This window comes from Amycolatopsis sp. TNS106 (genome assembly GCF_019330265.1).
Taxonomy (GTDB): domain Bacteria; phylum Actinomycetota; class Actinomycetes; order Mycobacteriales; family Pseudonocardiaceae; genus Amycolatopsis; species Amycolatopsis lurida.
In genome coordinates, this window is sequence record NZ_CP024972.1 from 8,036,024 (window position 1) to 8,052,691 (window position 16,668).

The 16,668-nt window shown below is 68.9% G+C and carries 18 protein-coding genes; 11 read left to right on the plus strand and 7 right to left on the minus strand.

Features of this window, described 5'->3' with window-relative positions; translation table 11 throughout:
• Window positions 1–17: 17 nt before the first annotated feature.
• The 7 genes from CVV72_RS37260 to CVV72_RS37290 all read left to right on the plus strand — a co-directional run bounded on the left by CVV72_RS37260 (window position 18) and on the right by CVV72_RS37290 (window position 6,673).
• On the plus strand, window positions 18–665 hold the full coding sequence (locus CVV72_RS37260; RefSeq protein WP_219148996.1) for a transcriptional regulator: 648 nt from the start codon (window positions 18–20) through the stop codon (window positions 663–665).
• Window positions 649–1,827 carry a kynureninase gene (locus CVV72_RS37265; protein WP_219148998.1) on the plus strand — a complete coding sequence of 393 codons (1,179 nt, stop codon included), beginning with the start codon at window positions 649–651 and terminating at the stop codon, window positions 1,825–1,827. Before CVV72_RS37260 ends, CVV72_RS37265 begins: the two co-directional genes overlap by 17 nt.
• Window positions 1,828–2,080: 253 nt before the next feature.
• Window positions 2,081–2,431, plus strand: a complete 351-nt coding sequence (locus CVV72_RS37270) for a hypothetical protein (protein WP_219149000.1) — start codon at window positions 2,081–2,083, stop codon at window positions 2,429–2,431.
• Between the two features lie 372 nt (window positions 2,432–2,803).
• Complete coding sequence (locus tag CVV72_RS37275) at window positions 2,804–5,308, plus strand: nitrate- and nitrite sensing domain-containing protein (RefSeq protein WP_219149002.1); 2,505 nt, start codon at window positions 2,804–2,806, stop codon at window positions 5,306–5,308.
• Entirely contained in the window at window positions 5,309–5,719 is a 411-nt protein-coding gene (locus tag CVV72_RS37280) for a roadblock/LC7 domain-containing protein (RefSeq protein ID WP_016336740.1), read from the plus strand.
• Window positions 5,716–6,087, plus strand: coding sequence for a DUF742 domain-containing protein (locus CVV72_RS37285; protein ID WP_034315285.1), 372 nt, complete (start codon window positions 5,716–5,718; stop codon window positions 6,085–6,087). Before CVV72_RS37280 ends, CVV72_RS37285 begins: the two co-directional genes overlap by 4 nt.
• The gene (locus CVV72_RS37290; RefSeq protein ID WP_026466899.1) at window positions 6,068–6,673 is read left to right on the plus strand and encodes an ATP/GTP-binding protein; all 606 of its coding nucleotides are present in this window, start codon (window positions 6,068–6,070) and stop codon (window positions 6,671–6,673) included. Before CVV72_RS37285 ends, CVV72_RS37290 begins: the two co-directional genes overlap by 20 nt.
• A gap of 139 nt (window positions 6,674–6,812) precedes the next feature.
• Here CVV72_RS37290 and CVV72_RS37295 read toward each other — a convergent pair whose 3' ends face one another.
• Together CVV72_RS37295 and CVV72_RS37300 are read right to left on the minus strand one after the other, a co-directional pair.
• On the minus strand, window positions 6,813–7,241 hold the full coding sequence (locus CVV72_RS37295) for a DoxX family protein (RefSeq protein ID WP_219149003.1): 429 nt from the start codon (window positions 7,239–7,241) through the stop codon (window positions 6,813–6,815).
• A 198-nt stretch (window positions 7,242–7,439) separates the two neighbouring features.
• Complete coding sequence (locus CVV72_RS37300) at window positions 7,440–7,877, minus strand: DoxX family protein (protein WP_219149005.1); 438 nt, start codon at window positions 7,875–7,877, stop codon at window positions 7,440–7,442.
• A 141-nt stretch (window positions 7,878–8,018) separates the two neighbouring features.
• Here CVV72_RS37300 and CVV72_RS37305 point away from each other — a divergent pair, with 141 nt between their 5' ends.
• Window positions 8,019–8,486: an NUDIX domain-containing protein gene (locus CVV72_RS37305; protein ID WP_219149007.1), complete on the plus strand. Its 468-nt coding sequence runs from the start codon at window positions 8,019–8,021 to the stop codon at window positions 8,484–8,486.
• Here CVV72_RS37305 and CVV72_RS37310 read toward each other — a convergent pair.
• Complete coding sequence (locus CVV72_RS37310; protein ID WP_219149009.1) at window positions 8,476–9,120, minus strand: HAD-IA family hydrolase; 645 nt, start codon at window positions 9,118–9,120, stop codon at window positions 8,476–8,478. The two genes, CVV72_RS37305 and CVV72_RS37310, sit on opposite strands and share 11 nt — an antisense overlap.
• 148 nt (window positions 9,121–9,268) lie before the next feature.
• Between CVV72_RS37310 and CVV72_RS37315 the strand changes: the two genes are divergently transcribed.
• From CVV72_RS37315 to CVV72_RS37325, 3 genes are read left to right on the plus strand one after another with little or no spacing between them, the layout of a single operon-like run.
• On the plus strand, window positions 9,269–10,855 hold the full coding sequence (locus tag CVV72_RS37315) for a discoidin domain-containing protein (protein ID WP_255632383.1): 1,587 nt from the start codon (window positions 9,269–9,271) through the stop codon (window positions 10,853–10,855).
• Between the two features lie 60 nt (window positions 10,856–10,915).
• Window positions 10,916–12,160, plus strand: a complete 1,245-nt coding sequence (locus CVV72_RS37320) for an MFS transporter (RefSeq protein ID WP_126732749.1) — start codon at window positions 10,916–10,918, stop codon at window positions 12,158–12,160.
• Window positions 12,157–13,140 (plus strand): hypothetical protein, encoded by a 984-nt coding sequence (locus CVV72_RS37325; RefSeq protein ID WP_219149011.1) that lies wholly within the window; start codon window positions 12,157–12,159, stop codon window positions 13,138–13,140. Before CVV72_RS37320 ends, CVV72_RS37325 begins: the two co-directional genes overlap by 4 nt.
• A 27-nt stretch (window positions 13,141–13,167) precedes the next feature.
• Here the strand turns inward: CVV72_RS37325 and CVV72_RS37330 are convergent, their stop codons facing one another.
• The 4 genes from CVV72_RS37330 to CVV72_RS37345 all read right to left on the minus strand — a co-directional run bounded on the left by CVV72_RS37330 (window position 13,168) and on the right by CVV72_RS37345 (window position 16,450).
• Window positions 13,168–13,713 (minus strand): O-acetyl-ADP-ribose deacetylase, encoded by a 546-nt coding sequence (locus CVV72_RS37330; RefSeq protein WP_219149014.1) that lies wholly within the window; start codon window positions 13,711–13,713, stop codon window positions 13,168–13,170.
• Window positions 13,714–13,726: 13 nt separating this feature from the next.
• Complete coding sequence (locus CVV72_RS37335; protein WP_219149016.1) at window positions 13,727–14,524, minus strand: alpha/beta fold hydrolase; 798 nt, start codon at window positions 14,522–14,524, stop codon at window positions 13,727–13,729.
• 23 nt (window positions 14,525–14,547) lie between these two features.
• Window positions 14,548–15,192, minus strand: coding sequence for a DUF998 domain-containing protein (locus tag CVV72_RS37340; RefSeq protein ID WP_219149018.1), 645 nt, complete (start codon window positions 15,190–15,192; stop codon window positions 14,548–14,550).
• A gap of 124 nt (window positions 15,193–15,316) precedes the next feature.
• Window positions 15,317–16,450: a metallophosphoesterase gene (locus CVV72_RS37345; RefSeq protein WP_219149020.1), complete on the minus strand. Its 1,134-nt coding sequence runs from the start codon at window positions 16,448–16,450 to the stop codon at window positions 15,317–15,319.
• Window positions 16,451–16,668 lie beyond the last annotated feature (218 nt).

The window sequence follows — 16,668 nt, forward strand, 5'->3', positions numbered from 1 at the left end:
AAGGAGGAGCCTCGACGATGACCGGTCCGGCACGCGAGTTGATCGACGCGGTCCAGGCGGAACTGGCGCCCCGCGACGACGAGAACAGGCTCGTCCCGTTGGTCGAGGCGGGCGAGGCGCCGCGCGAGGTCTTCGCCGCGATCGCCGCGGAGGAGTACCGGATCGTCCGCAGCGACTGGCGCAGTTTCCTCCATCTCGCGTCGCGTTCGCGGGAGGGGCGGGCGCGGGAGTTCTTCGCGGCCTTGGCTTCGGGTGAAGGGCTGGCGCTCGGCAAGCTGGCGGCGCTCGCCGAAGAGCGGCCCGGCTTCGAGCCCCGCGCGGGATGCCAGGCGTACCCGGCGTTCGTCGCCTGGCTCGCGCTCAACGGCGAACCGGCGGACGTCATCGTGGCGATCGTCGCCAACTTCGCCGCCTTCGGCCGGTACTGCGCCGCGATCGCCACCGCGATGCGCGAGCGATACGGCTTCGACGACGAGGCATGTGCCTTCTTCGACTTCTTCGGCACGCCGTCGCCGGAGCTCGAGGCGCTGGCCGTCCAGGCCGTACAGGCCGCGCTCGACGCCGGCGATCTGTCCGAAAAGGACGCCCGGACCCACGCGCGGTTGTTCCAGGCGTACGAGCTGGACTTCTGGAACACACTCGCCGACGATGACCATCGTGACTGATCTCGTAGCCGAGGCCGCGGCGCTGGACGCGACCGATCCCTTGGCGCACAAGCGAAACGAATTCGACCTCGACGCGAGCGTCGCCTATTTCGACGGCAACTCCCTCGGCGCCCCGCCGAAGCACGTGGCCGAACGCGTCGCCGCGGTCGTCCGCGAGCAGTGGGGCGGGCGGCTCATCCGGTCCTGGTCGGAGGGCTGGTGGGAGGCTCCGGTCCGGGTCGGCGAACGGATCGCGCCGCTGGTGGGAGCCGCGCCGGGGCAGCTCGTCGTGGCCGATTCGACCAGCGTGAACCTGTTCAAGGCGCTGGTCGCCGCGACCCGCCTCAACCCCGGTCGTGACGAAATCCTCGTCGACGCGGACACCTTCCCGACCGACGGCTACATCGCCGACGAGGTCGCCCGGCTGACCGGGCGCACGGTGCGCCGGGTCGTCGCCGAGGACATGCCCGCCCAGGTGAGCGAGCGGACGGCCGTCGCGCTGATCAACCACGTCGACTACATCACCGGGCGCGCCCACGACATGGCCGGGCTGACCGCGGCACTGCACCGCGCCGGGGCGCTGGCGCTCTGGGACCTCTGCCACAGCGTCGGCGCGCTGCCCGTCGAACTCGACGCGGCGGGCGTGGACCTCGCCGTCGGCTGCACCTACAAATTCCTCAACGGCGGCCCCGGCTCGCCCGCTTTCCTCTACGTGGCAACGAAGTGGCTGGACAGGTTCGACCAGCCGCTGGCGGGCTGGGCCGGCGACCGCGACCCGTTCGCGATGCGGGGCGCGTACGAGGCGGACGCGGGCATCGCGCGAGGCCGCGCGGGCACACCCGACATCCTTTCGCTGCTGGCGCTGGACGCGGCCCTCGACGTCTGGGACGGCGTGGACCGCGGAGTGCTCAGGAAGAAGGGCCTCGCGCTCGGCGACTTCTTCTTCCGGTGCGCGGACGAGCTCCTGGACGGCGCGACGATCCGTACCCCGCGCGGTGAGGACCGCGGCCACCAGATCTCCGTCGTCGACGACGACGCGGCCAAGACGATGGCGGCCTTGATCGATCGCGGCGTGATCGGCGACTTCCGCCCGCCCAACGTGCTGCGTTTCGGGCTGGCGCCGCTCTACACCACCTACGGTGAGGTGCTTCGCGCCGTGGCGACACTGCGGGAATTTCGATGATTTTCGAAGTGTGCTCACTTCGGCACACTGGGCGTGGTGAGAAGGGTGAAACTCATTCGAGAATGTGTGGCAAAGAGGTGATCGCCTCGCCCCAGTGGGGGAGAACGCGCGATCTTCCGCGAATCCGCTGTTAATCTCGACCTTCGCTCGCCGCGTGTGTGACGTAGGTCCTTCCCCTGTGGCGTAAGGAAAACCCGCGTCGCTCGTCTTACCGGCGAGGCGCGGGACGCGGCGCCGGGAGAGGGAGGGGATCATGTCGTTCACCTATGTCGCCATCGCCGTTTCCGGTGCCGCCTCCGGATTTCTGCTCAACGAATTCGGTGCCCGGTATCCGGTCGAGACCGCTCTCGTCGTGATCCTGATCTGCGGGGTGGTCACCTTGTGCTGGGCGGGCACCCGCCTCCTTCGTGACGCCTCCGGGAGAGTCGAGGCGCTCCTCGACGACGAGCTCGGCAGGCCCGACGAAGATCGTTTCGCCGAATCGCCGGCAATGGGCGGCGGAAATTATCGATTTCGTGGCGCGAAGGGCGTTACGACGGCGTTGCTCCGCGGTGATGTCGTTCGCAAACCGAACGGTATGTGGAGCTCTGATCCGAAAGCGTGAGCGACGTCACGGCGAGTAGTTTTCGCCGGTTTTCCGGCCGGGTCGCGGAGGCCGTGAGGTGTGACTTGATCGAATCCGTAGAGTGACGATCAAGCCGCTGCCTGCGGTAAACCGCCAGGTGATCTACTGGTGAGTCACTTGGCCGGGCACCCCGTCCCACGTGGTGGACTTTCCTGGTCCGGCTGCCTCTTGTCAGCAGGTCACGGCCATACGCGACTACCCTTCGCGTCTGGGCTTGACTCACCCGTTTGGGTCTCCTAGCGTCTTCGCGGGCGGAGCGGACCACGCTGTGTTGATCCGGCTATCGGATCCCGCGGGTAGGAATCCCCGGCGACCCGACACCAAAAACTGCCGGAAGGAAAACGGACCACGGTGAAGCAGATTTCCCTTCGACGAGGCCGCGGCTCTTCGATTCGTTCGCGCGTTCTGACGATCGCGCTCATTCCGAGCATCGCGCTGATGCTGGTCGGTCTGGCGATCGGCGGGTACCTGATCTTCGACGCGGTCAACGGCCGTGACTACGCGCAGCGAATCCGTGACTCGGAAGCGCCTGCTCTCCCCTTCTTCGTCCAGGTGCAGGAAGAGCGGCGCCTGACCCTGCGCGAGCTCGCCGGCGACCGGGCGCAGCACGCGACGCTCGTCGAGCAGCGCGCCAAGACCGACGCCGCCGCACAGGGAGTCGCCGCGCATCTGCAGAAGTTCGTCGGCGACTCGCCGGACAGCGTGCAGCGCAACATCGCGACGCTGAACGGGCTTCTCCAGAAGGCGCCGCAGATCCGGCAGTCGGCCGACTCCGGCCAGCTCCCGCTGCTGGACGCCTTCACCTACTACAACCAGATCCTCGACCAGTTCGTCGAAGGTCTCACCGGGCTGGCGCAGGACGCGCCGAACGCCGAGAACGCTTACCAGCGGATCACCGCGGTCCCGCTGTTCACCGCCATCGACCAGATGCAGCGCGCGAACGCGCTCGCCGCCGCGGCCGTCGCGGGCGGCGGCTTCACCGACGAGACCTACCGCGCCTACGTGACCGAGGTCGGTTCCTATCGCTCGCAGCTGGAGTCGTCGGTCTCGCGGATGATCCCGGACGTCAAGGCGAAGTTCGACCAGCTCGTCGCGAGCGATCCGTGGAAGGCCGTCACGACGGTCGAGAACACCTTCCTGCAGAACAGCAAGGCCACGCTCCCCATCCCCGAGCAGACGTGGCTTCAGGCCGCGCGCGGCGTCAGCGACGCGATGATGCGCGGCTTCGTCGAGCAGAGTGGTACGGCCACGACGCAGGCGGTCGACGACGCCGACCGGACGCTGATCACGTCGGCCATCGCCGCGGCCATCGCGCTGCTGGTGGCGATCGGCGTGTTCGTGGTCGCCCTGCGACTGTCCAACCGGCTCATCGGAAGGCTGGCACGGCTGCGCGAGGACACCCTCGACGTCGCCGAGATCCGGCTGCCCGAACTGGTGGACCGCGTGCGGGCGGGTGAACCCGTCGACCTCGACGACAAGGGTCACTTCCTCGACCACGGCGACGACGAGATCGGCCAGGTCGCCGAGGCCTTCAACAAGGCGCAGCAGACCGCCATCGCGGCCGCCGTCGAAGAGGCGAGGACCCGTGAGGGCACCAAGACGGTGTTCCTCAACATCGCGCACCGCAGCCAGGTCATCGTGCACCGTCAGCTCAAGGTGCTCGACCAGGCCGAGCGCAAGCAGGAGGACCCGGAGCAGCTGGACACACTCTTCCAGCTGGACCACCTCTCCACCCGCGCCCGCCGCAACGCGGAGAACCTGATCATCCTCGGTGGCGGGCAGCCCGGCCGTCAGTGGCGCAAGCCGGTGACGCTGGCCGAGCTGACCCGCGGCGCCTCGGCCGAGACCGAGGACTTCGCCAGGGTGAAGACGGCGAAGATGCCCGCGATGGCGGTGCAGGGCCCGGTCGTCGGCGACCTCGTGCACCTGCTCGCCGAGCTGATCGACAACGCGACCTCCTTCTCGCCGCCGCAATCGCGCGTCGAGCTGCGGGGCAACGTGGTCGGCAAGGGTGTCGTGATCGAGGTCGAGGACCAGGGCCTCGGCATCGAACCCGAGCAGGCCGCCGAGCTGAACGCGATGTTGGCCGATCCGCCGGACTTCGGCATCATGGCCCTGTCAGCCGAGCCACGGCTGGGCCTGTTCGTGGTCGCGCGCCTCGCCGCGCGGCACGGGATCTCCGTGCACCTGCGCGAATCCGCGTACGGCGGCACCAGGGCCATCGTGCTCGTCCGCACCGACCTGCTCGCGCCGGTCCCGTCTGATCAGCCGGAGGACGAGGTGGACCCCGAGAGCACCGAGGTGCCGGAAGCCGCGCCGCTGCTTCCGGGCCGTCGTGCCCGCCACCGCACCGAGATCCCTACGGAGCGGCCCGAACTGCCCGTGCCGATGCCGGTCGCACCCCAGCCGCAGCCTCAGCAGCAGGCCCCGGAGCAGCCCGGTGGCGCGTTGCCGCCGCTGCCCCCGCGCCCGCCGCGAGTGCCTCGGCCGGAGACTCCGCGCCCCGAACCGATCCGCCCCGAGCCCGTGCGTGCCGAGGGACGTCCGCAGCCGGCGCAGCCGCCTGCTTGGCCGCCCGCCGACACCCGGCCGCAGGACGGCCGTCCGCCGCAGACCCGGCGGCCCGGCCCCGAGGCGCCCGGCAGGCCACCGCTGCCGCAGCGCCGCCGCCAGGCGAACCTGGTCCCCCAGCTGATGGAGGACCGGCCCGCCGCCCAGCGCGAGGAGGTCCGCGAGGACACCCCCGAGCTGGCGAGGAACCGGCTCGCCGCGTTCCAGCAGGGCACGCGCCGCGCGCGGGACACCGAACCGACCGACGACTACACCGACCTCGACATGTACGGAGATCGTGACTAGATGGCCAACGCGGGAGTCAGTGAACTCGACTGGTTGCTGGATGACCTGGTCAAGCGTGTCGCCGGTGCCGACAGGGCGGTAGTCCTGTCCTCCGACGGCCTGCTCATCGGACGGTCCGGGAACCTGTCGGAGCAGGACGGCGAGCACCTGTCCGCGGTCGCGTCGGCGTTCCAGAGCCTCGCGCGGGGCACGGGACGGCACTTCGGCGGCGGCAACGTCCGCCAGACCATGGTCGAGATGGACCACGCCTTCCTGTTCGTCACCGCGGCGGGCCGCGGTGCGTGCCTCGCGCTGCTGGCGAAGGAGGACGCGGACATGGGCCTCGTGGCCTACGAGATGAACCTGATGGTCAAACGGGTCGGCGCGGTGCTCACCTCGGCGCCCCGCGCCGCGACTCCCACGTCGCCATGAGCGGGCGGCACGAGTCGTGGTTCGAGGAGGAGGCCGGGCCGCTGGTCCGGTCGTACGCCGTCACGGGCGGGCGCACCCGCTCGGACACGATCGGCCTCGATCTGATCACCCTGGTGGTCGCCATGCGCTCCTCGCAGGAAGTGGCAGGCTTCGAGCCGGAGTACGGGCGGATCCTCAACCTGTGCCAGAGACCGACTTCCGTCGCGGAGGTAGCCGCGCGCATAGACCTGCCGCTGCCGGTGGTGAAGGTACTGCTGAGCGACCTCATCGAGCAGAACCTCGTGCTGTTCCGCACCGCGACCCCGGTCACCGACACCCCCAACAAACACGTACTCCAGGCGGTTCTTGATGGCATCCGGAAACTCTGAGCCCCGGCGATCCTTGACCGCGAACGCGGTCAAGGTCCTCATCGCCGGCGGGTTCGGGGTCGGTAAGACCACGATGGTCGGTTCGGTCAGCGAGGTTCCCCCGCTGCGCACCGAGGAGGTCATCACCGCGGCGTCCGAGGGCGTCGACGACCTCACCGGTGTCGAGAAGAAGACGACCACCACGGTGGCCCTCGACTTCGGCCGCATCACCATCAACCCCGAGCTGATCCTGTACCTGTTCGGCACTCCCGGACAGGACCGGTTCTGGTTCATGTGGGACGAGCTGGCCGAAGGCGCCCTGGGCGCCGTCGTGCTGGCCGACACCCGGCGGCTCGACAGCTGCTTCGCGGCCGTGGACTTCTTCGAGCGCCGCGGCCTGCCGTTCGTCGTCGCCGTCAACTGCTTCGACAACGCCTACCGCTACGGCACCGAGGAGGTCCGGCAGGCGCTCGACGTCGGCATGGACGTCCCGCTGCTGCTGTGCGACGCGCGGGAACGCGAGTCGACGAAGCAGGTGCTGACCGTGCTGATGGAGCACGTGCTGGCGTTGTCCGACCTGGCCGCCGGGTTGCCACAGGGCCGCTGACCGACCTTCATAGCATCGGTGGAAGCTCAGGCCTCGTGCTGCGGTTGGGTGCGGGGCCGAGTCCGTGAAGGCCTCCTTGAGGGACCCAGAGTCCCTCAAGGAGGCCTTCACGGACTTTGCCGACGGGGCGCCGGCAGCTTCAGGACTTGCGGCGGCGGCGGAGCAGGGTGTCCAGGGCGTAGGTGCCCGGGCCCACCACCGCGAACAGCAGGAAGATCCAGGAGTACAGGGCGGCCATCTCGCCCTTGTTCTGCAGGGGTAGCAGCGCGTCGGGCTGGTGTACGACGAAGTACGCGTACGCCATCGTTCCCGAGAGCAGCACCGCGACCGGGCGGGTGAACAGGCCGACGAGGATCAGCAGCGAGCCGACCGTTTCGATCACCCCGGCGTACCAGCCGGGCCAGGTGCCGAACGCCACGGCGGGCTTGTCGAAGAGTCCCATCTTCTGCAGACCGTGGCAGAGGAACAGGAACGAGACCACTACGCGGACGACGGAGAGGGCCAGTCCCTGCCACTTCGGAGCGGTCGGGCCGACCTCGGTGGTCGTGGCGGCGGCTGTCTGGGTCATGACGCATCCTTCCGGCTCAAGGTGGTCTAAACCATTGATGCGATAGAGGATGCCGGATACCCCCATCGGCAGGGAACTTTCTTTCGGGGGGTAATTCCATGGTATGCCCGAATTTATTGACAGCGAATCGACAGGTTCGCGCTCGAAAGGCCCCTTTCCTGGAATGGTTCCAGGAAAGGGGCCTTAATCGCGTTTCGGTCAGCGGCGGCGGCGCAGGGTGTCGAGGGCGTAGGTGCCCGGGCCGATCGCGGCGATCAGCAGGAAGATCCAGCAGTAGAGGGTCGACAGTTCGCCCATGTTCTGCAGCGGCAGCAGGCCTTCCGGGGCGTGCACGGTGAAGTAGGCGTACGCCATCACGCCGGAAAGGAGCACCGCGACCGGGCGGGTGAACAGGCCGACCAGCACGAACGCGGCGCCGACGAGTTCGATCACGCTGCCGTACCAGCCGGGCCAGGAGCCGAGTTCGACCGAGCCGCCCGCGCCGTCGACGCCACCGAAGAATCCGAATCCCTGCAAACCGTGGCAGAGGAAGAGGAACGAGACGACGATCCGGACGGCGGACTGGATCGCGCCCTGGGCCTTGGCGGCACGCGGGGTGGTGGCGGTGGTCTGGGCGGGGGCGGTGGTCTGCGTCATGGTTCCGGTCCTTCCGGGAGAGTCTGTCGGGCGGCTTCTGACAACGCGTCGGACGGGCGCGGCGCGAATCGACATCCGGGCGGAAACTTTTTTCGCGGGCCGGTCACATCACCCGATCGGAGCAAGGCCAGACTGGACGGCATGGCGGGTAAGACGAGTGCCGGGATCCTGCTCTTCCGCAGGCCGGGCGAGGTGACCGAGGTGCTGCTCGGGCATATGGGCGGGCCGTTCTGGGCGAAGAAGGACGCGGGCGGCTGGTCGGTGCCCAAGGGCGAGTACGAGCCGGACGAGACGCCGGAGGCCGCGGCGCGGCGCGAGTTCGAGGAGGAACTGGGGTTGCCGGCGCCGGAGGGGGAGTACCTCCCGCTCGGCGTGGTGAAGCAGTCCGGCGGCAAGGTCGTGACGGTCTGGGCGGTGGAGGGCGACCTCGACCCGGCTCAGGTCGTGCCCGGCACCTTCGAGATGGAATGGCCGCCGCGGTCGGGCCGGACGCAGGAGTTCCCGGAGGTCGACAGGGTCGGCTGGTTCACGCTGGCCGAAGCGGAGGAGAAGTTGCTCAAGGGGCAGCGCCCGTTCCTCGTCCGGCTGGGCGAACTGCTCAACGGTTGAGTAACTCGCCGAGTGGTTTGTCGGCCAGTGAGCCGAGGACGAGATCGGCGTGGTCGAAGTTCAGCACCGCGGTGATCTCGTTCGGCACGGCGACGCACTCCAGCCCGGCGGCCTTGGCCGCGGTGACGCCGTGCGGCGAGTCCTCGAACGCGATCGCCTCGCTCGCGGGCAGGTCCAGCGCGGCGAGCGCGGCCAGATAGAGGTCGGGGCTCGGCTTCGCCTCGTGGAGGTCGCCGGTGAGGACGGCCTCGAAGGCGTCCGCGAGGCCCAGCCGGTTCAGGTGCGTGGTGACCCAGTCGCCGGTCGAACTGGACGCGATGGCCAGCCGCAGGCCGTGCTCCTTCGCGTCTTCGAGGTACTCCTGGACGCCGGGACGCGGCCCCACCGATTCCAGCAGCTCGATGACCCTGGCACGGACGCCGGTGCGGACCGCGACCCGGTCCAGGTTCTCGTCGTTCTTCTCCAGCAGTTCGAACATCGCGACGGCGGTGTTCTGCGTGCCGATCACGGTGTGCCAGACGTCGAGGGGGAGCTCGCCGCCGCGGGCGCGGAAGGTCTCCTGCCAAGCCACGAGGACGGCCGCCTCGGTGTCGACCAGCGTCCCGTCGAAATCGAAGATCAATGCGCCGGTCATGGGACGAGTCTACGTCTTGACTCACTGAGTGGCACGGATTACCGTACGCATTCGTTAGGAAACTTACCAAACGAACATGTGTACTCGAAGTGAACGCCGCGCACCCGTCCCTCTCAACCCGCCGCCACGGATTCCCGGGGAGATCGATGTGAAGGCCCGAACCCGACTACTGCCACTAGGCGCGGCCGCCATTCTGTTGCCGACGCTGCTCAGCGGTAACGCCCAAGCCGCTGATGTCCTTCTGTCCCAAGGTAAAGCCGTCCTGGTCTCCTCGGTGGAGTCCTCCTCCTACGGCGGTCCGCTCGCCGTCGACGGCAAGAGCACCACCCGCTGGGCGAGCACGGAAGGCGTCGACCCGCAGTTCATCCGCATCGACCTCGGCGGCCCCTCGGCCATCAACCGGGTCAAGCTGAACTGGGAAGCCGCGTACGCCACCGCGTACCGGCTGGAAGTCTCCAACGACGGCTCGGCGTGGACCCCGATCAAGTCCGTCACCAACGGCAACGGCGGGACCGACGACCTCACCGGACTGGCCGCGCGCGGCCGGTACCTGCGCCTCGTCGGCACGAAACGCGCCACCGGCTACGGCTACTCCCTTTGGGAGATGCAGGTTTACGGGACGTCGGACTCCTCCGGCGACACGCAGGCGCCCACCGCGCCGACGAACCTCAAGGCGGGTTCGGTCACCGCGTCCACTGTGGACTTGACGTGGACCGGCTCGACGGACAACGTCGGCGTCAGCGGCTACGAGGTGCTGCGGAACGGGCAGGTCGTCGGCACGACCGAGACCGCGTCGTACACCGACAGCGGGCTGAGCGCGTCGACCGCGTACACGTACACCGTCCGCGCGAAGGACGCCGCCGGCAACACCTCGGCGGCCAGCAACCAGATCCAGGCGACCACCCAGGCGGGCGGTTCGTCGTTCGTCCTCGCCGCCTCCGGTGACATCGCCGAACAGTGCACCGCTTCGTCGTCTTCGTGCATCCACCCGAAGACGGCCGCGCTGGTCGGCCAGATGAATCCGGCCGCGGTCATCACCATGGGCGACAACCAGTACGACGACGCCCATATCGAGGACTTCACGAAGTACTTCGACAAGACCTGGGGCAAGTACAAGAACATCATGCACCCGGTCCCCGGCAACCACGAGACCTACGACCACACCCCGCTCGGTGCCTACAAGCAGTACTTCGGCAAGATCGCGACGCCGAACGGAAAGACCTACTACAGCTGGGAAATGGGCAACTGGCACTTCGTCGCCATCGACAGCACGGAGTTCTCGCCCGGCCTGGCCGCGAACGCGATCAGCGACGAGCAGCTGAATTGGATCAAGCAGGACCTGAAGAACAACACCAAGCCCTGTGTCGCCGCGTACTACCACCACCCGCGCTACACCTCGGGTGACCACGGCGACAACAGCAAGATGGCCACCCTCTGGGAGACCCTGGTCCAGAACAAGGTCGACCTGGTGCTCAACGGGCACGACCACCACTACGAGCGGTTCCATCCGCAGAACGCCGCCGGCGCCAAGGACCCCGCGGGTCCGGTGCAGATCATCGGCGGCGGTGGCGGGGCGAGCCTGTACCCGGTCAAGACCGAGCACCCGGCCACGGCGAAGGCGATCTCGACCTACGGCGTGCTCAAGCTGAACATGTCGGACAACGCCTTCTCGACCCAGCTGATCGGTCTGGACGGCAAGACCATCGACTCCTCTCCCACCTACACCTGCCACTGATCCCCGTGAGGAGGTGCCGGGTCGCGATCCGGCACCTCCTCACGGCGCTGGAGGTCTCCTGTGTACATAGCCACCAGTAGAGGAGCGGACGCCGCGGCGGATGTCCCGAAGAGCGGCGTGAAACGGGCCGTCACCGGGAACGTCGTCGCGCTCGGCCTGGTCAGCCTGGTCACCGACATCTCGTCGGAGATGGTGACCGCGGTACTGCCGCTCTACCTCGTCCTCGGTCTCGGCCTCAGCCCCCTGCAGTTCGGCGTGCTCGACGGCCTCTACTCCGGTGTCACCGCCGTCGTCCGGCTCGTCGGCGGGCATCTCGCGGACCGGTGGCAGCGGCTCAAGGCGGTCGCCTGCTTCGGTTACGGCCTCTCCGCGCTGGGCAAGATCGGCCTGATGATGGCGGGTTCGTCCACCGTCGCGATCGGCGCGGTCCTCGCCGCCGACCGCACCGGCAAAGGCGTCCGGACCGCGCCGCGGGACGCGCTGATCACCTTGAGCAGCGAGCCGGAACACCTCGGCCGCGCGTTCGGTGTGCACCGCGCGATGGACACCTTCGGCGCGTTCCTCGGCCCGCTGGTCGCGATGGCCGTGCTGTGGCTCAGCCTCGGCAGCTACGACTCGGTGTTCTTCACGAGCTTCTGCATCGCCGCGATCGGCGTGATCATCCTGGTGGTGCTGGTCAAGGACCACCAGCCCAAACCGCGGGCCGAACGCCCCAAGGTCTCCTTGCGCGAGACCGCCGGCCTGATCCGGCAGGCGTCGTTCCGCCGGATCTGCGTCTGGGCGGCGCTGCTGGGCCTGGTCACCCTCAGCGACTCGTTCCTCTACCTCGTGCTGCAGCGCCGCTGGGAACTCGGCGCGGTCTTCTTTCCGTTGCTGCCGCTGGGAACCGCCGGCGTGTACCTGCTGCTCGCCGTTCCGTTCGGCAGGCTTTCGGACCGGATCGGCCGCTGGAAGGTGTTCCTCGGCGGGCACGTCGCGCTGGTCGTCGCGCTGCTGGCGCTGCTCGGGCCGGTGGACGGCGGCATCCTCGCGGTGCTGGCGCTCGTGCTGCACGGTGTCTTCTACGCGGCCACCGACGGTGTGCTGATGGCCGCCGCCGGGCCGCTGCTGCCCGAGCACCAGCGGGCGAGCGGGCTGGCGCTGGTGCAGACCGGGCAGGCGACCACGCGGATGCTCGCGTCCGTCCTTTTCGGACTCGCCTGGACCACCTGGGATCTGCACGCCGCGGTCTTGGTCGCCGCGGGCGCGCTGGCCGTGGTGGTGGTCGCGGCGGCCGTGCTCCGTCCTTTGCGGACCTACGCATGAAGGCGCGGATCCTCGGCGTGGTGGCGGCGGTCGTCGTCCTGATCGCGGCGGCCGTCGGCTACGGTGTCCTCTCCCGGGACCGCGGACCGGACGTCAACTCCGTCGCCGTCGTGTCCGGGCAACCGATTTCGGTGCAGGCCAAGGGACAGCTGCTGTTCCGCAACACCGCCGAAGGCCCGGACTTCGGCCATCTCGCGACCGTCCCGGCCGACCGGCCCGGCGAGCCGAGGAAGGTGTCCGGCCTCAGCTGCGACCGGTTCGCCGCCTCGGCGGGGACCGCGCTGTGCCTGGCCGCGCAGCCGGGGGTGCTGCCGCCGATGACCGACGTCATCGTGCTGGACAAGGACCTCACGGAGATCCGCCGGATCGAACTGCCCGGCACCCCCAGCCGCGGCCGGGTCTCCCCGGACGGGAAGCTCGCTTACTGGACGCTGTTCGTCAACGGGGATTCCTACGCGGAGACCGGGTTTTCGACCAGGGCGGGGATCTTCGACCTGACCTCCGGGAAACTGATGAAGAGCATCGAGGAGATGGGGCTCCTGCTCGACGGCAAGCCGTACTACTCGTCCGACGTGAACTACTGGGGCATCACCTTCACCCCGGACGGCAAGCGCTTCTACGCGACGGTGGGGACGAAGGGGAAGACGTACCTGGTCGAGGCGGACTACGAAAAACTCGTCGCGAGGATGATCCGGGAGAACGTCGAATGCCCGTCGCTCTCACCGGACGGGAAGCGGATCGCCTTCAAGAAGAAGGTTTCCGCCGATCCCTCGGCGCCGTGGCGGCTCGCCGTCCTCGAGCTGGCGTCCGGGAAGGAGACCATGCTGGCCGAGACGCGCAGCGTGGACGACCAGGCGACCTGGCTCGACGACCGGACCGTGGCGTACGGCGTGGACTCGGCGATCTGGGCGGTTCCGGCGGACGGGAGCGGGGTGGCCCGGGTGGTGGTCGAGCAGGGTAGTTCGCCGGCGGGTGTGTAGCGGGTCTCGTGAGTGGTGAGGACGGTTCTAACCGTCCTTACCACTCACGAGACCCATCGCTTCCGCTTGCTCGCGGAACACGTCGTAGGCGGCCTTCCCGAACAGGACGAACCGCACCAGCTCCACCGAGCACGACCCGGCCGAGAGTGTGGTCATCACCGTCTCGAGGGCGATCTCCGCCGCGGATTCGACCGGCCACCGGTAGATCCCGGTCGAGATCGCGGGGAACGCCACGGTGCGCGCGCCGAGGTCGGCGGCCACGTGCAGTGAGTTGCGGTGGCAGGCGGCCAGCAAAGCCGAGCGGTCTTCGGAGTCGGACCACACCGGCCCCACGGTGTGCACCACCCAGCGCGCCGGGAGGCGGCCCGCCGTGGTGGCGACCGCCTCTCCGGTCTTCAGTCCCTTGCCGTAGTGCCCCGCGCGCAGGGCGCGGCATTCGGCGAGGATCTCCGGTCCGCCGCGGCGGTGGATCGCGCCGTCCACCCCGCCGCCCCCGAGCAGTGACGAATTCGCGGCGTTGACCACGACGTCGACCTGCTGTTCGGTGAGGTCGCCTTCGACCAGTTCGATCATCGTGATCGCTCCGTCAGTCGGTGAAGTACTCGATCAGTACCGGGGCAACGGCCTTCGGCTTGAGCATATGCGTCTGGCCCTCGATCGTGCGGTACTCGGCGCCGGGCACCGCCTTCGCCAGCGCGGCGACACCGTTGCGGATCCACGCGGGGCTCTTGCCGCCGTCCATGACCAGAGTCGGCACGGAAACGCTCGCCCAGTGCCCCTCGGGCAGCGGGGTGCCGTCGTGCAGACCGTCGAAAAGGGCGGCGTCGTAACGCAGCGTCGGCGCGACCTTCTTCAGCTTCGGCCAGGCAGGCATGAACTGCATCGTGAACACGACCGGAGCCGGGACGCGGACGCCTTCCCGCATGAAGGTCTTGATCGCGGTGCCGGGCTTGCCGGTGGCGATGGCTTTCTCCAGCCGCTCGGCGTAGTCGGCCGGGACCGGCGGGCGGGTGTCGTCGACGACCAGCGGGAACTCGTAGACCGCCAGTTTCGTGATGGGGAGCCCGGCCTTCGCGGCTTCGAGGGCGAGCGCGGCGCCGGACGAGATCCCGTAGACGTGGGCGGTTCCGCCCGCTTCCTTGATCAGCGCGGCGATGTCCTCGACTTCGCGGGCGACGGAGAACGGCGCGGTGTCGCCGCTCTCGCCGCGGCCGCGGCGGTCGTAGGTGTAGACGGTGAAGTGCGGGGCCAGTTCGGCGGCCAGCGGCGTGGCCGGGCCGAACTCGCGGTGGCACATCGCGCCGTCGACCAGGATGACGGCGGGGCCGGAGCCGGTGCGGGTGTAGGCGATGGTGGTGCCGTCTTGCGAGGTCACGGTGCTCATGGCGGGAATTCTCCTCGGGTGGTCTAGCGAGCGGAACGGAGGATGACGGCGGTGACCCAGCCCCAGGCCAGCATCACGGTGGCCCAGAAGGCGAGCATCACGGGGGCGTTCGCGTTGCCGGAGCTGATCCCGGCGAAGGAGGCGAAGAACGCGATGCCGGTGGCGCGGGAGTAGACGGCCCAGCCGCGGTGTCCTTCGCGGGAGAAGCGGCTCGCGAACACGAAGGTCGCGACGATCAGCGAAAGGAAGCCGATCGAACCGGCGGCCATGTGCAGGACGCCCGCGGTGCTGATGGTGCCCGGGCCGGTGCCGGCGGGGAAGCCGTTGCCGGGGTCGGCCTTGAAGACCGCGGCGAAGAGCATGCTGACGCCGAAGACCCCCAGCAGCCGTGGCCCCCACGTGCTGCCTCTGCCCGGTTCGAGCGTCCGGCTCAGGCCGATCGCTCCGGCGATCACCAGGACCCCGGAGACCAGGAAGTTCGTCACCTGGATCCAGCCCGCGTCGCCGTTGCTCAGCATGCTCGCCGGGTGCTTCGTCAGGTCGAAGCCGTCGCGGACGGCGGCCTGGACGAGCGTGGTCAGGAAGTACAGCGGGCCCGAGACGGCGCCACAGGCGAGCAGGGCGCGGGCCGGGAGCGCGACGTGGATGCGGCTGGCGGTGATGGTCATCGGTTCTGCCTTTCGGGGCGCTGGGTGCGTTGGGACCACCTTCGCTCCGAAAGCCTCGATTGTCAAGACAAAAAAATTTGTCGGTAATGCCTGGCGGACACCGCGTGGTGTCGCAACGGGGTGACTACTTGCCGTTTCGCAAGGTCAGGAGGGTGATTTCGCTGGGCGCGAAGACGCGCAGCGGCGGTCCCCAGAAACCGGTGCCGCGGCTCGTGTAGAGCTGAGTGCGCTCGCCGTGGCGCGAAAGACCGGCCAGTACGGGCTGATCGAGCCGCACCAGGAGGTGGAACGGCCAGATCTGGCCGCCGTGGGTGTGCCCGGAGATCTGGAGATCGATACCGGCCTCGATGGCCTGCTTGACCTGCTTCGGCTGGTGGGCGAGCAGGACGACCGGAGTGCTCGCGGGGACGCCGTCGAGCGCGGCGGGAAGGTCGGGGCCGTGACCGGGCAGGCCGGAGGCGGTGCCGGTCGGGTCGTCGATCCCGGCGAAGACGAGCGTGTCCCCGCCTCGGCGGACCTTCGCGTGCCGGTTGTGCAGCGTGTCCCAGCCGAGGTCGCGCATGTGGTCGAGCCAGGCCTGCGCTTCGCCGAAGTACTCGTGGTTGCCGGTGATGTAGAACTTGCCGAGTTTCGCCCGCACCTTCCCGAGCGGCGCTACCTGCTCCCGGCGTTTCGCGACGGAACCGTCGGCGAGGTCACCCGCATGGGCGACGACGTCCGCGTCGAGTTCGTTCACCACCTCGACGACCTTCTCCGACCATTTCGCCCGGTTCAGCGGGCCGAAATGGGTGTCGGTGATGATCGCGAAGCGGAGGCCGTCGAGTCCCGCGCCGAGGCGGGGCAGCACGACATCGAGTTCCTTGAGCCTCGGCACGCGCCGGGCCTCGAACATCCCGTACGCCGCCAGCACCGCGAAGGCGACCAGGACGACGCCGGACACGATTCCCGCCGCACTGTCCACTCCGGACACGGCGAGGACGAGACGCAGCACGTTTCCGAGTATCGACAAGGAGAACAGCAGCCAGATCAGCCCGAGGGAGAGGTCGCCGATCTTCGCCGCGAGATCACGCTGCCACGGGCCGTGGCCGAGGATCATGCACACGGGGACGGCGACCGCGGCGGCGGCGAACACGATCGTGCCGAGGACTTCGAGCGCGGCCGGGAACTCGGGGGAACCGACGATCGTCCACCACGGCACTCCGAACAGGAGGGCGAGAACGGCGATCAGCGCGGCGACGCGGATAAGGATGCGGGGCATGATGGCGGCCAGACTAACAGACCATTGGTCTCTACCGCCGTCTTCGCTGAGGGCGTCTCAGGTACGTAGCCGGGCGTACGCGCGGCGTCGCTTCACGGCCGACGCTTCTCGCCCTGGCGTGATCAGGGGGACGACACGCGTCATCAGGTGGACGACACGCGTGACTGGATGGACGACACGACCGTGGCCGTGGCTCTGCCGCGTGCCGTCCGTCCAGT

Excerpts from the sequence above, each read along its gene's own strand:
- CVV72_RS37260 (WP_219148996.1), top strand. The coding sequence starts at position 18 with ATGACCGGTCCGGCACGCGAGTTGATCGACGCGGTCCAGGCGGAACTG.
- CVV72_RS37265 (WP_219148998.1), top strand. The coding sequence starts at position 649 with ATGACCATCGTGACTGATCTCGTAGCCGAGGCCGCGGCGCTGGACGCG.
- CVV72_RS37270 (WP_219149000.1), top strand. The coding sequence starts at position 2,081 with ATGTCGTTCACCTATGTCGCCATCGCCGTTTCCGGTGCCGCCTCCGGA.
- CVV72_RS37280 (WP_016336740.1), top strand. The coding sequence starts at position 5,309 with ATGGCCAACGCGGGAGTCAGTGAACTCGACTGGTTGCTGGATGACCTG.
- CVV72_RS37285 (WP_034315285.1), top strand. The coding sequence starts at position 5,716 with ATGAGCGGGCGGCACGAGTCGTGGTTCGAGGAGGAGGCCGGGCCGCTG.
- CVV72_RS37290 (WP_026466899.1), top strand. The coding sequence starts at position 6,068 with ATGGCATCCGGAAACTCTGAGCCCCGGCGATCCTTGACCGCGAACGCG.
- CVV72_RS37295 (WP_219149003.1), bottom strand. The coding sequence starts at position 7,241 with ATGACCCAGACAGCCGCCGCCACGACCACCGAGGTCGGCCCGACCGCT.
- CVV72_RS37300 (WP_219149005.1), bottom strand. The coding sequence starts at position 7,877 with ATGACGCAGACCACCGCCCCCGCCCAGACCACCGCCACCACCCCGCGT.
- CVV72_RS37305 (WP_219149007.1), top strand. The coding sequence starts at position 8,019 with ATGGCGGGTAAGACGAGTGCCGGGATCCTGCTCTTCCGCAGGCCGGGC.
- CVV72_RS37310 (WP_219149009.1), bottom strand. The coding sequence starts at position 9,120 with ATGACCGGCGCATTGATCTTCGATTTCGACGGGACGCTGGTCGACACC.
- CVV72_RS37325 (WP_219149011.1), top strand. The coding sequence starts at position 12,157 with ATGAAGGCGCGGATCCTCGGCGTGGTGGCGGCGGTCGTCGTCCTGATC.
- CVV72_RS37330 (WP_219149014.1), bottom strand. The coding sequence starts at position 13,713 with ATGATCGAACTGGTCGAAGGCGACCTCACCGAACAGCAGGTCGACGTC.
- CVV72_RS37335 (WP_219149016.1), bottom strand. The coding sequence starts at position 14,524 with ATGAGCACCGTGACCTCGCAAGACGGCACCACCATCGCCTACACCCGC.
- CVV72_RS37340 (WP_219149018.1), bottom strand. The coding sequence starts at position 15,192 with ATGACCATCACCGCCAGCCGCATCCACGTCGCGCTCCCGGCCCGCGCC.
- CVV72_RS37345 (WP_219149020.1), bottom strand. The coding sequence starts at position 16,450 with ATGCCCCGCATCCTTATCCGCGTCGCCGCGCTGATCGCCGTTCTCGCC.